Here is a 16,100-nt window from a genome sequence, read left to right on the forward strand (position 1 = left end):
GCAGAAGACAGAAATGTCGTCCAATGGAGATTGACAAAGTACTTTTTGTTATCCCAAAAAATAAAATATCATCAAAAAATACATTAGATTAAATAGATTGTTGACGAAAATTGAACGCGCTATTGCCCCGTAAGTAGACAGGTTACGGGCGCGGCAACGTTATCCCGTTCCCGTAGTCCTGGCATGGGGAGGTAAGAGAGCCTTTGGCCCCTGTTCGGCCCAAGAGGTCACATTGTGCGAACAAGCCTTTTCGTATAGTATCCGGGCACATCAATTTTCTTCTTGGTAGAGCCTCGTACTCCACCCACTGGGGCACCCCAGTGAATGGGAAAGCCTTGTTACACAACACAGCCTAACCTTCCAATAGGGTCAAGCAGTTCATGACAGAGCAACAAATCGAACAAGAGCTGATAAAGCACTTGACTGATCTTAAATATATCTATCGGCAGGATATTCACGATCGCGCTTCGTTGGAGGCCAACTTCCGGGAGAAATTTGAAGCTTTGAACCGGGTACGCCTGACAGACGGCGAATTTTCACGCCTGCTGGAACAAATTGTTACCCCAGACGTGTTCAGCGCCGCCCGGCTTTTGCGCGAACGCAACAGCTTTGAACGCGACGACGGCACACCGCTCTTCTACACACTGGTCAATATCAGGGACTGGTGCAAGAACACCTTTGAAGTTGTCAACCAACTCCGCATAAATACGGATTACAGTCACCACCGCTATGACGTCATATTGCTCATCAATGGCGTCCCTGTAGTGCAGATTGAGTTGAAAATGCTGGTCATCAGTCCGCGCCGGGCAATGCAGCAAATTGTTGACTACAAAAATGATCCCGGCAACGGCTACGGCAAAACCCTGCTCTGTTTTTTGCAATTATTCATTGTCAGCAACATGAGCGACACATGGTATTTTGCCAACAATAACAACCGCCATTTCAGCTTTGATGCGGATGAACGCTTTTTGCCGCTCTATCAGTTTGCCGGAGACGACAACAAAAAAATCACCCAGCTCGACCGCTTTGCCGAGCATTTTCTAGCCAAATGTACGCTGGCAGAGATGATCAGCCGCTATATGGTGCTGGTGGCCAGCGAACAAAAACTCATGGTTATGCGCCCTTATCAGATATATGCCGTCCAGGCCATTGTGGATTGCATTCACCAAAACTGTGGCAACGGCTACATCTGGCACACCACAGGCAGCGGCAAGACGCTGACTTCCTTTAAGGCGTCCACGCTGCTCAAAGACAATTCGGACATAGAAAAATGTCTGTTTGTGGTTGACCGCAAAGACCTTGACCGTCAGACGCGGGAAGAGTTCAATCGCTTTCAGGAAGGCTGTGTCGAGGCTAACACCAACACTGCTGCGCTGGTGCAGCGGCTGCTTTCCGATGATTACGCCGACAAGGTCATCGTCACCACCATTCAGAAACTGGGGCTTGCCCTCGATGCCGGCAATCCCGGCAACTACAAGGAGCGTCTGAAACCGCTGCGTAACAAGCGCATGGTGTTCATTTTTGACGAGTGTCACCGTTCTCAGTTTGGTGATAACCACAAAGCTATCAAAGACTTTTTCCCAAATGCTCAATTGTTCGGCTTCACTGGAACACCTATTTTTAAAGAAAACGCTTCCTATACGCAAATCACAGGGGAGCAAGGTTACTATAAAACTACAGCGGATATTTTTCAGCGTGAGCTACACGCCTATACTATCACTCATGCCATTGAAGATCGCAACGTGCTGCGTTTTCTTGTTGAATACTACAAACCAGAGGACAAAGGCGCCTCCAGGCTCAACGAGTCGATGCGCAAGCGTGCTATTGTGGAAGCTATACTGGATAAACACAATGCCTCAACCGCACAGCGCAAGTTCAATGCGCTGTTTGCCACATCGGGCATCATTCACGCGATAGATATTATCAACTTTTCAAAGAGATTCAGGCAGAGCGCACGGCGGCGGACAGCCATTATGAGCCGTTGAACATCGCCTGCGTGTTTTCCCCACCTGCAGAAGGCAACAAGGATGTGCAGCAGATTCAGGAAGACCTGCCACAGGAAAAGCACGATAATGCCGAAGCTCCCGAAGAAAAAAAGGCTGCGCTCAAAACTATTATTGCCGACTATAATGCCAGCTACAACACAAATCACAGCATCAATGAATTTGATCTGTACTATCAGGACATACAAAAGCGCATCAAGGATCAGCAATATCCCAATGAGGACTTGCCTCACGCGCAAAAGATCGACGTCACCATTGTGGTGGATATGCTGCTCACCGGTTTTGATTCCAAATTTCTCAACACTTTGTATGTGGACAAAAATCTCAAGCATCATGGCCTGATTCAGGCATTTTCGCGTACTAATCGCGTGCTGAACGACACCAAGCCCTATGGCAAAATTTTGGACTTCCGCCAGCAGAAAAAGGCCGTTGATACGGCCATAGCCATGTTTTCCGGCGAACAATCCGACACCGCCAGAGAGATTTGGCTTGTTGATCCCGCCCCTGCTGTCATTGCCAAATTGGAAAGCGCAGTCACACAGCTGGATGCCTTTATGCACTCCCAGGGCCTGACATGCGCCCCGGAAGACGTGAACAATCTGAAGGGTGACGAAGCCCGCTGCCAGTTCATCAATCTGTTCAAAGAGGTCAAGCGCCTGAAAACCCAGCTTGACCAATATACGGATCTCACCCCGGAAAACGCTGAAACCATAGAAAAGATTATTCCTGCCGATCAGTTGCAGGGCTTGCAGGGGGTGTACCTAGAAACTGCCCAGCGCCTGAAAGTCCAGCAGGAAAAGAAGGACGGCAAGGCCAACTCTGCAGATGATGCGGTTCAGCAACTGGAATTTGAGTTTGTGCTTTTTTCCTCCGCGGTGATCGACTATGATTATATCATGAAGCTCATTGCCGGATATACCCAGGCGGTTCCGGGCAAGCAGTCCATGACCCGCGACGAACTCATCGGCCTCATCCAGGCCGATGCCAAATTTGTGGACGAGCGCGACGACATTGCCGCCTATATCAAGACGTTGAGCCCTGATAAGGGGATGAGCGAGGCCGCTATCCGTGAAGGATACAAGCAGTTCAAGGTCGAAAAAAATGCTCGCGAGCTGGCGGAAATCGCCGCAAAACACGGTCTTGAAGCGGACTCTCTGCAAGCTTTTGTGGACAGCGTCATGCAGCGCATGATCTTTGACGGCGAGCAGCTCGGCGAGCTGCTCGTCCCTCTGGGCTTGGGCTGGAAGGCCCGTACACAAAAAGAACTGGCCCTGATGGAAGACCTTATCCCCCTGCTGCACAAGCTTGCCAAGGGGCGCGACATTTCGGGGCTGGGAGCCTATGAGTAAGATGGAAATGATGGCAAGAGACAAAAAGAAGGGCGCTCTGGTGCCGCGTTTGCGCTTTCCTGAGTTTCGAGACGCGGGGAAGTGGGAAATGCGCTATGGCAATGACTTATTTGACAATATTATCAATAAAAATCAAAATTTCGATTTGCCTATTCTTGCTATAACACAAGAACATGGTGCTATTCCACGTAGTACTATCGAATATAACGTATCTGTTACTAAGAAAAGTATAGAAAATTACAAGATTGTAAATATTGGAGATTTTATAATTAGTTTAAGGTCATTTCAAGGGGGTATCGAGTATTCTCATTTTTGTGGATTATGTAGTCCTGCATACATCATTCTTAGGAAGAAAGTAATTTTGAATGATGTTTTCTTCAAATTTTTCTTTAAAAGTGAGCATCTCATATCTAGGCTTAATGTAAATATTGAAGGCTTACGTGATGGAAAGATGATCACCTATAAACAATTCTCTGAAGTTCTTTTACCCTTTCCCTCGCCAGCAGAGCAACAACGTATCGCCGACTGCCTTACCTCCCTTGAGGAGCGCATCGCCGCCGAGACTAGTAAGCTCGATAGGCTCAAAGAGCATAAAAAGGGGCTGCTCAAACAGCTTTTCCCGGCAGAGGGCGAAACGCTGCCAAAGTTGCGGTTTCCTGAGTTTGGAAACTCTGGGAAATGGCAAAAAATAGCATTAGGTGATATTTGCGATATCATTCCTGGATATACGTTTCCTGAATGTTTGCAAGGTAAGATACATGGACTCTATCCATTTTGTAAAGTTAGTGACATATCTAAAGCAGTAAGCGAGCATGGCGGGTTATTGGATAGAGCTCTAAATTATGTAGGCGATGATGAGCTTTCGATATTGAAAGCGAAGCCGCTTCCTGTTGGGACTACCGTATTTGCAAAGATCGGAGAGGCACTTCGACTTAATAGACGAGCCATTACTACAGTTGAATGTCTCATTGATAATAATGCAGTAGGGATTAAAGCAAAATCAAAAAAATCAACTGATTATTTTCTGTATACACTATCACAACTGATAGATTTAAGTGAATACTGTGGGGGAGCTGTTCCATCTGTAAACAAAACAGTATTAGAAAATATTTCCGCAGTGATTCCTACAAGTTATGAACAACAACGCATCGCAGACTGCCTATCCTCTCTTGACGAGCTTATCACCGCCCAGACCCAAAAAATCGATCTGCTCAAAGACCACAAGAAAGGGCTTATGCAGCAGCTTTTCCCGCGCATTGACGAGGTTCTGGCATGAGTGATTCACGAAAAATCTGGGAATTTCAATCCCTGCCCAAACTGGTGACGCGCCTTCGGGATGACCTGAATAACGCCAATTATGTTTTGCTGTTTGCATACAACGGTACAGGCAAAACCCGCCTTTCCATGGAATTCAAGAATGCCGGAAAAAGAGACGGTTCCAGCGACACGCTCTATTTCAATGCCTACACCGAAGACCTCTTTGCCTGGGACAATGATCTTGAAAACGACACAGAGCGTTATTTACGTCTTAACACCGCCTCTAGGTTTTTTCCGGCTTCAAAGAGCTGGCGCTGGAAGAAAAAATTTTTTCGTACCTCGAACGCTATGCGGATTTTGACTTCAAGATTGACTACGAACAATGGTTGATTTCGTTCTCGCGTAGGAAAGAAGAAAATATCAAGATTTCTCGTGGCGAAGAGAATATCTTTATCTGGTGTATTTTCCTTGCTATTTGCACCCTTGTCATTGAAGGCCATGAGTCCTATGGATGGGTGAAATATATTTATATTGATGACCCAATATCATCTCTTGATGATAATAATGCCATTGCCGTGGCCACAGACCTCATCAATACACTAAAAAAAACAGAGAGTACCATAAAGTGCATCATTTCTTCCCATCATGGATTGTTTTTTAATGTCCTGTGGAATGAGTTCAAGCGCTCACGTACAAAATATAACACTTATTTCTTTTACCGCACGGCGCAAGGTGAAAAGTACTCCCTGCAAAGAACGGATGAAGCGCCCTTCTTCCATCATGTGGCCATGCTCAGCGAGTTGCACCATGCTGTAGAGAACAACCAAATCTACACGCATCATTTCAATGCGTTGCGTAGCATTATGGAAAAAACAGCCGTCTTCTTTGGCTACAAAGATTTTTCAGCGTGCATTCATGGCGTTGACGACGAAGTGTTGTATACGCGCGCCCTCAATCTTTTGAGCCACGGTAAATACTCCATCTATACCCCGCGAGAGATGATGGATGATACCAAAGAGCTTTTTAAAAGTATTTTCATGGCATTTCTTAGCCGTTATCAATTTGAAATTCCCCAACTCACCCAAAAAACTCCATCCCCCTTTAACCCCTCGGACAAGCCATGACCGAACAAAATCAAAAACAACTGGGTGCTGTTCTTTGGAGCATTGCCGATACCTTGCGCGGAGCCATGGACGCGGATGACTTCCGCGACTATATGCTTGCCTTTCTCTTTTTGCGCTATCTGTCTGACAATTATGAAGTCGCTGCCAAAAAGGAATTAGGAAACGAGTACCCCGATATCAGCAAACAGCCTGGCGTGACGCCTTTGCGCATCTGGTATGCAGCCAATCAGGATGACGTGCCGGAGTTTGAAAAGCTCATGCGCCGGCGTGTGCATTATGTCATCAAGCCGGAACATCTCTGGGGCAGTATTGCAGAAATGGCGCGCACGCAGGATGGGGAATTGCTGAACACCCTTCAGGACGGCTTCAAATATATTGAAAATGAATCCTTCGACAGCACCTTTCAGGGGCTGTTTTCAGAAATCAATCTCACTTCTGAAAAGCTTGGCAAGCGCTATGTCGAACGCAATGAGAAACTTTGCGATATTATTAAAAAAATTGCCGAAGGTTTATCCAGCTTTTCCAGTGAGGGCGATACGCTGGGCGATGCCTATGAATATCTGATCGACAAATTCGCGGCAGGCTCCGGCAAAAAAGCTGGCGAATTCTACACACCACATGAAATATCCAGCATTTTATCACGGATAGTGACACTGGATAGCCAGGATCCCAGCACCGGCCCCAAAAAGCATCTTGCCAGTGTGCTTGATTTCGCCTGTGGCTCCGGCTCGCTTTTGCTTAATGTGCGGGGGCGCATGGGATCGCAAGGCATAGGCAAAATCTACGGTCAGGAAAAGAACGTCACCACCTATAACCTGGCGCGCATGAACATGTTGCTGCATGGTGTGAAAGACTCGGAATTTGAGATATTCCACGGCGACACTCTGACCAACGACTGGGATATGCTGCGCGAAACCAATCCCGCGAAAAAGCCCTATTTCGATGCCGTGGTGGCCAATCCCCCTTTCAGCTACCGTTGGAATCCCAGTGAGGCGTTGGGCGAAGATGTGCGTTTCAAAAATTATGGGTTGGCCCCGAAATCGGCTGCGGACTTCGCCTTTTTGCTGCACGGCTTCCACTACCTGAAGCGGGAAGGCACTATGGCCATTATCCTGCCGCATGGCGTGCTGTTCCGTGGCGGTGCGGAGGAACGCATCCGCCGTAAACTGCTTGAAGACGGCAACATAGACACCATTATCGGCTTGCCCGCTAACCTTTTTTACTCCACGGGCATTCCCGTGTGTGTTCTTGTGCTCAAAAAGTGTAAAAAGTCTGATGACGTGCTCTTCATCAATGCCTCTGAGTATTTTGAAAAGGGTAAACGGCAAAACAGACTGTCCACGGAACACATAAAAAAAATTGTAGATACCTATCAATTTCGCACAGAAGAAAAGCGGTATTCCAGATGTGTCGGTATGGAAGAAATTTCCGAAAACGGCTACAATCTGAATATTTCCAGATACGTCAGCACCACAATGCCGGAAAAGGAAATTGACCTTGCCGATGTTCATAAAAAATGATGGCGGTGGATGCGCAAATCAAAGCAGCCACGGAAAAACACAATGCGTTTTTGAAAGAGCTGGGTCTACCCCTCTTGCCATAGGGAAGCATACTATCTTTTACAAGGAATAGCTCATGGCTAAAATTACCAATAAGCGCCTTGGGGAGCTGATACAGGCTCTTTTCCGTATTCTTGAAAAGCATCCTGACGGTATGAAAGCTAAAGAGGCGTTAATAGCCTTGGCTGATGCCGTCACGCTTACAGAGTATGAAGCGGGCAGCTATGAAAGCGGGCGGCGTTTTGAAAAAATAGTACGTTGGGCCACGGTGGACACAGTCAGGGCGGGCTGGCTCATCAAGGAAAGCGGAATATGGACGCTGACCGAAGAGGGGGCAAAAGCGCTGGAGCTGTATAACGACCCGCTGGAATTCCATAAAAAGGCAGCTCAGCTTTACCAACAATGGCTAAAGCATCACAAAATGCTTCAGTCCGGTGCACAGGTATCGGCTGTGCAGGATGTGGCAGATGTGGAGGACGAAAGCGAAAAAAGCATCAGCGTTTACTACGAGGAAGCTAAGGAGCAGTCCCAGGAAAAAATTGATGCCTTTCTGCACGCAATGGACGCCTACGATTTTCAGAAGCTTGTGGCAGACCTGCTCAAGGCTATCGGCTATCATGTGACTTGGATTGCTCCGCCCGGCAAGGACGGCGGAGTGGATATTCTGGCATATACTGATCCCCTTGGGACGCAGGGGCCGCGCATCAAGGTGCAAGTCAAGCAACAGCAAAAGGCCGTCACAGAGCCTGACCTGAAGTCCTTTATGGCAAATATTGGCCAGCATGATAGCGGCATTTTTTTCTGCACAGGGGGGTTCACCAAGGATGCCGAGACCTATGCCCGCAGTCAGGAAAGCAAACGCATCATGCTTGTGGATAGTGCCAAGCTGGTGCAACTCTGGACGGACAATATTCCTCATCTGAGCGATCAGGCATGGCAGCAACTGCCATTAACACCCATCTACTTTTTGACCCCGGAGAAATGACAGTGCCGTGGGAAACGCTTGGAGCAGCGGCCATAGGCGGATTGATGACGCTTTTGGGGAGCGGTGTCACCTTGTATTTCCAAAAGAAATTGCAAGACGGCAAATTTGCTCATGAGCAACAGAAGGCCAGAGAGGATTGGGAACGCCAAGAGGAACGGAGGAAGGAAGAGCGCAGTTTTGAGCTGAAACGACAGGCCTACCAGAATTACCTTGCCGTGATCGCGCAATCGTCTCGAATTCCCATCAACCCCATGGAATTTAAAGCCACACTTGCCCTTCTGGAGTTGAATGGTTCTGCCGAGGTTTCTCAACTGGCTTCCGGGTTTGTCTTGGATATTGAATCTTGCATAGCACATGGGATGCAGTCAACGACACAAGACGAAATGCTGACAGCATCAAATCGGCTTGCTGCGGCAATCCTGTCTGACTTCCGTTCTCATATCGCCACATGAAATCTGGCAGTAGACCCTGTAGACCCATAAATTTTTGAAAATCTGTGGGGCAGAGCGTGGGGCAAATTTGCCCCACATACGAAAAAAGGGTTACATTTTCATGTAACCCTTTAATTTCATTTGGCGTCCCCAAGCGGATTTGAACCGCTGTTGACGGCGTGAAAGGCCGCTGTCCTGGGCCGGCTAGACGATGGGGACGTTTACTGTGCTTTTTTCTGCTCGCCGCAGCTGCACAGCCAGAACTATTTATAAAAAACACCCGCCGCTGTCAACAAGAAAAAGGGAAAAATCGAAAAAAAGTTGAAATGTATATTTAATATACTGTTTTTATTTTATAAAAATTTAATAAAATCCCTTTAAAAAGGGGAAAAGTTTGGCCTTTAACGCTCCCATTCATTGCCTCCATTCATCTGAATGGGGAGTGAATGGCACAAAACGGTCATCGTGTGAGTTGGCCAATCCCTTATTTTCCCCTTCAAGTGGTGCGAGGTGGGTTCTAGGTCGTGTCGTCAATTATATAATTTATTAAAATTATTAGCTATTTGAGTTGTAAAAAGATTATTTACAATAATTTTAAATAGTTACATGTGTAATGACGACACGCCCTAGGGAAAAAGCGCAGAGGACAAAAAAAGGGGTTGAAGTGTTCCTTGGGTGTGGCAACGCTTCATGTAATGTACTAGGCCATGTCGTCAATTAAATATAATCCATTGAAACTGTTTATTATTTTTAAGTTGTAAAATGTTGTTTTAAATAATTTCAAATAATTATATGTAAAACGACGACACGATCTAGGCGGAAGAATGTAAAGCCAAAAAATGCCCCCAGCTTTCCGAACGAAGGAGGCTGGGGGCATGCCTTTCAATGCTCGCGGCTCGGAGGCAGCGTCAGATTTTCTTATAGGCACCGCCGGTGGATGCGGAGGTCACCAGCTTGGCATAACGGCGCAGGAACGGGGATTTTACATCCTTTTCCACAGGGACGAAATGCTTGCGGCGTTCTTCGATTTCCGTTTCGGGGACAAGCAGTTCCAGCTTGCGGCCGGGGATGTCGATATGGATGGTGTCGCCGTCCTGCACGAGCCCGATGAGCCCGCCGTCCGCCGCTTCGGGGGATACGTGGCCGATGGCCGCACCCCGGCTGCCGCCGCTGAAACGGCCGTCCGTGATGAGCGCCACATCCGCGCCGAGGCCCATGCCCACGATGGCTGACGTCGGGGTCAGCATTTCGCGCATGCCAGGGCCTCCGCGGGGGCCTTCGTACCGGATGACCACCACGTCGCCCTTTTTGATCTTGCCGCCGAGGATGGCTTCCACGCCTTCCTCTTCGCTGTTGAACACGCGGGCGGTCACGTCACGGATCATCATTTCGGGAGCCACGGCGGACTGCTTCACCACAGCGCCGTCGGGCGCAAGGTTGCCGCGCAGGATGGCGATGCCGCCTTCCTCGGCGTAGGGCTTGTCGATGCGGATGACGTCGGGATCAATGATGTGGGCCTTGAGATCTTTGATATTCTCAGCCACCGTTTTGCCGGTGACGGTGAGCGCGTCGCCGTACACGAGCCCCTTGCCGAGCAGGGCGCCCATGACGGCGGGAATGCCGCCCGCACGGTGCAGGTCTTCGATGTGCTGCGTCCCGGCAGGGGAAAGCTTACAGATATTGGGCGTCTTGCGGCTGATCTCGTCGAAGATGTCCAGCGACAGGTTCAATTCGGCCTCCCCGAACACGGCGGGCAGATGAAGTGTCGTGTTGGTGGAGCCGCCGAGGGCCATATCCGCCGCCACAGCATTGTGGACGGATTGTTCGGTCACGATGTCGCGGGGACGGATATTCTTTTCGAGGAGTTCCATGACCTGCATGCCCGCTTGCTTGGCAAGGCGGATACGGGCGGCGGACACGGCGGGCGTCGTGCCGTTTCCGGGCAAGGCCACGCCCATGGCCTCGCAAAGGCAGTTCATGGTGTTGGCGGTGTACATGCCGGAACAGGAACCGCAGCCGGGACAGGCGTTTTCGGTCAGGTCTTCCAGCTCCTCCTCGGTCATGGTGCCGTTACGGACCGCGCCGACGCCTTCAAAGACGCTGATGAGATCGGTGTTGTTCCGTCCCGCCAGCATGGGGCCGCCGCTCATGATGATGGAGGGCAGGTTCAGGCGCATCATGGCCATGAGCATACCGGGGACGATCTTGTCGCAGTTGGGGATGAACACCAGCGCGTCGAAAGGATGGGCCGTAGCCATGATTTCAATGGAGTCGGCGATGACTTCACGCGAGGTCAGGGAGAAGCGCATGCCTTCATGGTTCATGGCCAGTCCGTCGCACACGGCGATGGCCGGGAATTCCATAGGCGTGCCGCCCGCCATGCGGATGCCCGCCTTGACGGCCTCGGCGATTTTGCCGAGATGCAGGTGGCCGGGAACCACTTCGTTGGCGGCGTTCACCACGCCGATGAGGGGGCGCTTCACCTCTTCGCGGGTCAGGCCGAGTGCGTAGAGCAGGGAGCGATGGGGGGCCTTTTCAAGGCCGAACGTCATTTTTTGGCTGCGCATTGTCTGTTTCCTTTCAAAAAGTCGCTGTACTGGGCCGTCCGGTGGCGGCCCGTCCTGAAAACGGGGAACGGCTAGTCGCCGTACTCGTCCTCAAAATCCTGTTTGGTCATGCCGAAGTGTTCGGGGAACTCCTCTTCCGGCAAGCCGGCAATGGCTCCGGAAAGAAGGAAGAGGCCGCCGTGCGCCTGCATGAAGTAGTCGTCCATCGGGCCCCAGAGCTTCTTTACCGTTCGCAGCACGTCCAGATCTTCCAGCCGTTCCACGGGGGCCGCGCCCTCGCCGGCAATGGCCCCGGCAGCCACCATGCCCCGCCACGCTTCGGAACCGCTGTCGACGCAAACCTTGTCGTCGTGCCTCACCCATTCGTCGGTCACGGCATCACGGGCGACGAGCGTATAGGGAGCGCCCTGTGAACAGCCGCCTTTCTTGGAAAGCCCGTCGTAGTAGCCCCGGTTCGCCTCATAGTCATACATCTCCGTCTTGTCGAAGACGAAGGTGTATTGGCAGTCCATCATCTCTTTCAGCGTCCGCAGGTTGGTGAACCCGCAATCGCCGTACTCCTCCAGCCTGAGCAGCGAATAAACCATGTTCCGCTTTTCGGAAACGGGCATATCGGAACGCGACACGACCCGTATGGCTTCCTCAATGCAGTCTTCGATTTCGTGCATGGCCACGGCGGGCTCCTTTCCGCTCTGCCCCAGAGGAGAGGGCGTTGCCCAAGGCTGGGGATGCCCGCCTCAGGCAACCGCGGATCTAGTCGATGATGCGGCCCTGCAGCCAGATGATGGCGTCGATTTCATCCCCGGCTTGGGGGACGATCTTGCAGACGCGTTCGGGAGCGTACAGGGGGAAGCGGAGCGGGTTCGGGGTATTGAGGCCGAATTCCACAATCAGCATGTACACTTTTTCATTCTGGATGTGCATCTCTTCCACAGACGTGACCGGGACGCGGATCTGGTATTCGCTGGCGACCTCGCCGGGGACGACGATGCGGGCGCCTTTGAGATCCACGGTGAGCTGCGGCACGTCGAGGCGGGTCTTGCCCGGATTATGGGCCAGCCATTCCGCAACGTAACGCTCGTATTCCACACCTTCGGTAATGGTCATTTCGTCGAGGAGGGCGCGGCGCAGGCCGTAGGCGAGCCCGGCGATAAGGAAGGTGTGGCGGACGCCGGGGGTAAGGTTTTCACGGTCGCGGAACAGAAACGGCGAATAGAACCAGAGCGGGTTGGCGCCTTCGTTGCACGTGGCGGACACTTCGCCTTCGGTTTCATTTTGCCAGAAATACGTTTCGTTCACGGTCATATCGTTGGGCGCGCCTTCCAACAGGGGATAGGTCGACACGGGGCGGAGCTGTTCGCCCGCTTTCCCGTGGATGGTGACGCCCGCGCGGAACGCCGTTTCCACCGGCCAAGCCAGCACCATGGTCTCTTCCTTGGAGTCCTTGCGCTGCCAACAATCGCGGGTTTTTCCTTCCTTCATCACCTGCATGACGACGGCGGGAACTTCCTTCTCGGGATCGTTCAAAAGGGTCAGCCAGGTTTTGCCAAGTCCTTCAAAATGGTTGCTCATGGGGCCTATCCTGATGGTTATGGTTGCTGTCAGCGCTTTCTTGGGCGCCGTTTTTGTCTCAAGCGAAGAATCATACCCGTTTAGCCAGCATACGGCAAGATCGCAAAACACTCCGTTCCGGGGAGGATGGTTGATCTTTATTCTTCCGGCGGCGCTTGTGCGCCGTACAGCCGCATGATAACAGTGAGAAGAAACAAGGCGGGGGTTCCGCCTTGTGGTGTCTGAGGCTGTTCGTTTGTTGCGTCTTTATGCTTGAGGATAGTGCCGTGCGTGAAATTCATGTTTCAGCCATAACGGATACCGTCGCGGAGCTGGCCGTTGCCGCCTGTTGCCGCCTGCCGGATGTGATGTACCGGGCCATCGAGTCGTCCGTGGAACGGGAGGCGTCGCCTTCCGGCAAGGACGTGCTGCGCCAGCTTTTGCTGAACGCCGACATCGCGGCTTCGGAGAATACGCCTATTTGTCAGGATACCGGCCTTGCCGTCGTGTTCGCCGAAGTCGGGCAGGATGTGCATATTGTGGGCGGTTCGTTTGAGGAGGCGGTCAATGCCGGGGTCGCCAAAGGGTATACGGAAGGCTACCTGCGGAAATCCTCCGTGGCCGAACCGTTGTTCGAGCGCAAGAACACCGGGGACAACACGCCCGCCGTGCTGCATGTGCGGATCGTCCCCGGCGATCGTATCCGCCTGAAGCTGGCGCCCAAAGGGGCGGGCAGTGAAAACAAGAGCGCCCTCAAGATGCTCGTCCCCGCCGACGGGATTGAAGGCGTGAAGAAATTTGTGGTGGATACGGTGAAGGCCGCCGGTTCGAGCCCCTGTCCCCCGATGGTGGTCGGGGTGGGCATCGGCGGCACGCTTGAGCTGGCGGGCCTGTGCGCCAAGCGCGCCGCCATGCGCGACGTGGACACCCGCAACCCCGATCCCCGGTATGCGGCCTTTGAGGAAGAGCTCCTCGGCCTCCTGAACGATCTTGGGACAGGCCCGCAGGGGCTCGGCGGGACGACTACGGCCTTCAAGGTCAACGTGGAGTTCTGCGCCACGCACATCGCCAGCCTCCCGGTGGCGGTGAACATCAACTGCCACGCTGCGCGCCACGCCGAGGCGGAACTGTAATCACTTCCAGCCCCAGCCTCAGGCGCGGGGCAAACAGGAGATTTCCGTGTCCGAACCCATCCGTTTGACGACGCCCCTCACTCAAGACAAGGTGCGTTCACTGCATATCGGTGACAGAGTCCTCATTTCGGGAACCATTTACGCGGCCCGCGACGCTGCCCACAAGCGCATGGTGGAGACGCTGGACAGGGGAGAGCCCCTGCCCGTGGATCTGCGCGATCAGATTGTTTATTATGTGGGGCCCTCTCCGGCCAAACCGGGGCAGGCCATCGGCTCCGCCGGGCCGACGACCTCCGGGCGCATGGACGCCTACGCGCCGCGCCTGATGGAAAAGGGGCTTTCCGGCATGATCGGCAAAGGCAACCGTTCACAGGCGGTCAAGGACGCCATGCAGCGTTACGGGACGGTCTATTTCGCGGCCACCGGCGGCGCCGGGGCGCTGCTGTCCCGCTGTATCCGCTCGTATACGGTGCTGGCCTATGCCGAGCTTGGCCCGGAAGCACTGGCGGCGATGGAGGTCGTGGACTTTCCCGCCATCGTCGTGGGCGATGTCGAGGGCGGTGACTATTATATGGAAGGGCCCAAAGCCTACGCAAAAAGCTAGCGAAGAGTTATCCTGAAACCATAGAGAAACGTTGGGGAAGGGAGGGAAAACTTTTCTGAAGAAGGGGGAAGCCCTCCACGCCTTTCCCTCCCTTCCCCAACACCCTCCCTCTTCAAAGGCTTTCACGCCTATCGAATCCCCGCTCCGAGTTTTTAGGAGGCTGCGTCATAGGAAACGGTTGATGTGTTATTTCTTGAAGTTCCAAAGGAACAACCAATAAAATGCCCCAATCATGGAGTCCATCAGCGGAAAAATCAGATAAAAGCTATATATTTCATCGTACTACGGAAATAAAACAACCATATATTATGACAGGGCCTTTTTAGGAATACCGAGTGGGGAAAGAACACTCCAGTAGACAGCGGAATCGTATGGCACTCACCGTGTTTGTGCTCCCTTGATTTGAGGGCACTTCATTAGGCCGTGTCGTCAGTTGTATATAATATGTTGAAATAATTTAACTACGTTAAGTTATAAAAAGATTGTTTTAAATAATTTCAAATAGTCATATGTAAAATGACGACATGACCTAGACAGCAGCCTGTCGACTTTTCGGAAGAAGGACTTCACATGCGAAGCCCTTCTTTGTTTTAAGCTCTGTTATAGTATGTGGTTGTTTCATCTCCACAGTGAGGTGAAAATACAGCCTTTTTCTCCGGTTTTCCCCTTGGCGGGATCCACGGCTAAGGTATTTTTCCTGTTATCCCTTTGGAGCTTCAAGGAAAAAAGCATCAACCATTTTCTATAACACAGCCTTGTTTTAAGGGCTTAGTCCATTGAAGGCGCGAACCGGCCGAAATGGTAATCCACCCGTTATGCGGGGGATTTCTGGAAGCCTATACTTTTCTTTCTTCTTCCGTGGATATACCGGGAAAACAAACAAGAGGGATTCGATAAGGTTGAAAGTCTTTGAAAGGAGAGGGGAGGGGGTACGGGGGAGGGGAGAGGGAAACTTTCTCCAGAAAGTTTCCCTCTCCCCTCCCCCGATTCCTTCCAACCTTCTTCCGCTCCCGCGCTTGCGCGTCAGGGGGAGAGTGGTTACACTGTGGAAACATGCCATTAACCCGTCAGGAGAGAATCCTGAGGAGACAACTATGAAAAAATTGCTTTTTCTGGCGGCGCTGACCCTGTGTGCCGCGCCTGCGTATGCCGCGCCCGACCGCTTTGGACAGATGGACAAGGACGGCAACGGACAGGTGGACTGGGAAGAGTTTCAGGCCGCCGTCCCCGGCATGAAGCGCCCCGCCTTCGATACGATCGACGCCGACAAGAGCGGCGGAATCTCCCGCGGCGAATGGGACAGCTTCATGAAATCCCATATGGGCGGCCAGAAGGGGATGCCTCCCGCCGGGATGGGTATGCCTGCGGGCATGGGCGGCAAAACCATGCCTCCCGCCGGAGCCGGAAAGGGCGGCATGCACATGATCCAGCCCCCCGCGCAGCAGGGCGCAGCCCCCGGCATCGTGCCCCCGAAAAATTAGCCCTCAAACGGAAACCCACGGTTTCACAAAAGCCAGCCGCCCTCTGAAGGCGGCAG

Annotated in this window: 14 protein-coding genes and 1 tRNA gene; 11 read left to right on the forward strand and 4 right to left on the reverse strand. The window is 52.0% G+C overall.

Features of this window, described 5'->3' with window-relative positions:
• Positions 1-380: 380 nt before the first annotated feature.
• From AC6I1V_RS00300 to AC6I1V_RS00335, 8 genes are all read left to right on the forward strand, one after another.
• Positions 381-1,985, forward strand: coding sequence for a type I restriction endonuclease subunit R (locus AC6I1V_RS00300; protein ID WP_497736722.1), 1,605 nt, complete (start codon positions 381-383; stop codon positions 1,983-1,985).
• A complete protein-coding gene (locus tag AC6I1V_RS00305; RefSeq protein ID WP_497737097.1) occupies positions 1,940-3,352 on the forward strand; it encodes a type I restriction endonuclease subunit R, EcoR124 family in 1,413 nt (470 codons plus the stop codon). The genes AC6I1V_RS00300 and AC6I1V_RS00305 overlap by 46 nt, the downstream gene beginning before the upstream one ends.
• Positions 3,345-4,628: a restriction endonuclease subunit S gene (locus tag AC6I1V_RS00310; RefSeq protein WP_497736724.1), complete on the forward strand. Its 1,284-nt coding sequence runs from the start codon at positions 3,345-3,347 to the stop codon at positions 4,626-4,628. The genes AC6I1V_RS00305 and AC6I1V_RS00310 overlap by 8 nt, the downstream gene beginning before the upstream one ends.
• A complete protein-coding gene (locus AC6I1V_RS00315) occupies positions 4,625-4,999 on the forward strand; it encodes a hypothetical protein (protein WP_497736725.1) in 375 nt (124 codons plus the stop codon). Before AC6I1V_RS00310 ends, AC6I1V_RS00315 begins: the two co-directional genes overlap by 4 nt.
• Positions 4,996-5,733: an AAA family ATPase gene (locus AC6I1V_RS00320; protein ID WP_497736727.1), complete on the forward strand. Its 738-nt coding sequence runs from the start codon at positions 4,996-4,998 to the stop codon at positions 5,731-5,733. Before AC6I1V_RS00315 ends, AC6I1V_RS00320 begins: the two co-directional genes overlap by 4 nt.
• Positions 5,730-7,253: a type I restriction-modification system subunit M gene (locus AC6I1V_RS00325; protein ID WP_497736728.1), complete on the forward strand. Its 1,524-nt coding sequence runs from the start codon at positions 5,730-5,732 to the stop codon at positions 7,251-7,253. Before AC6I1V_RS00320 ends, AC6I1V_RS00325 begins: the two co-directional genes overlap by 4 nt.
• A 115-nt stretch (positions 7,254-7,368) precedes the next feature.
• Positions 7,369-8,277 carry a restriction endonuclease gene (locus AC6I1V_RS00330; RefSeq protein WP_486854850.1) on the forward strand — a complete coding sequence of 303 codons (909 nt, stop codon included), beginning with the start codon at positions 7,369-7,371 and terminating at the stop codon, positions 8,275-8,277.
• Positions 8,226-8,729 carry a hypothetical protein gene (locus tag AC6I1V_RS00335; RefSeq protein WP_486854851.1) on the forward strand — a complete coding sequence of 168 codons (504 nt, stop codon included), beginning with the start codon at positions 8,226-8,228 and terminating at the stop codon, positions 8,727-8,729. Before AC6I1V_RS00330 ends, AC6I1V_RS00335 begins: the two co-directional genes overlap by 52 nt.
• Before the next feature lie 121 nt (positions 8,730-8,850).
• On the opposite strand, the gene AC6I1V_RS00340 is transcribed toward AC6I1V_RS00335, so the two are convergent.
• The 4 genes from AC6I1V_RS00340 to AC6I1V_RS00355 all read right to left on the reverse strand — a co-directional run bounded on the left by AC6I1V_RS00340 (position 8,851) and on the right by AC6I1V_RS00355 (position 12,847).
• Positions 8,851-8,927 (reverse strand) — tRNA-Glu (locus AC6I1V_RS00340).
• A 689-nt stretch (positions 8,928-9,616) separates the two neighbouring features.
• Positions 9,617-11,275, reverse strand: a complete 1,659-nt coding sequence (gene ilvD, locus AC6I1V_RS00345; RefSeq protein ID WP_486854852.1) for a dihydroxy-acid dehydratase — start codon at positions 11,273-11,275, stop codon at positions 9,617-9,619.
• A 71-nt stretch (positions 11,276-11,346) separates the two neighbouring features.
• Positions 11,347-11,943 (reverse strand): ketohexokinase, encoded by a 597-nt coding sequence (locus tag AC6I1V_RS00350; protein WP_486854854.1) that lies wholly within the window; start codon positions 11,941-11,943, stop codon positions 11,347-11,349.
• A gap of 85 nt (positions 11,944-12,028) precedes the next feature.
• Positions 12,029-12,847, reverse strand: coding sequence for a hypothetical protein (locus AC6I1V_RS00355; protein WP_486854853.1), 819 nt, complete (start codon positions 12,845-12,847; stop codon positions 12,029-12,031).
• 266 nt (positions 12,848-13,113) lie between these two features.
• Between AC6I1V_RS00355 and AC6I1V_RS00360 the strand changes: the two genes are divergently transcribed.
• The 3 genes from AC6I1V_RS00360 (at position 13,114) to AC6I1V_RS00370 (ending at position 16,044) form a co-directional block, all read left to right on the forward strand.
• Complete coding sequence (locus AC6I1V_RS00360; RefSeq protein ID WP_302553609.1) at positions 13,114-13,959, forward strand: fumarate hydratase; 846 nt, start codon at positions 13,114-13,116, stop codon at positions 13,957-13,959.
• Positions 13,931-14,563 carry a Fe-S-containing hydro-lyase gene (locus AC6I1V_RS00365; RefSeq protein WP_497737098.1) on the forward strand — a complete coding sequence of 211 codons (633 nt, stop codon included), beginning with the start codon at positions 13,931-13,933 and terminating at the stop codon, positions 14,561-14,563. The genes AC6I1V_RS00360 and AC6I1V_RS00365 overlap by 29 nt, the downstream gene beginning before the upstream one ends.
• A gap of 1,094 nt (positions 14,564-15,657) precedes the next feature.
• Positions 15,658-16,044, forward strand: coding sequence for an EF-hand domain-containing protein (locus tag AC6I1V_RS00370; RefSeq protein WP_486855059.1), 387 nt, complete (start codon positions 15,658-15,660; stop codon positions 16,042-16,044).
• The last annotated feature ends 56 nt before the right edge of the window (positions 16,045-16,100 follow it).

This window comes from Bilophila sp. T19-St14 (genome assembly GCF_059728385.1).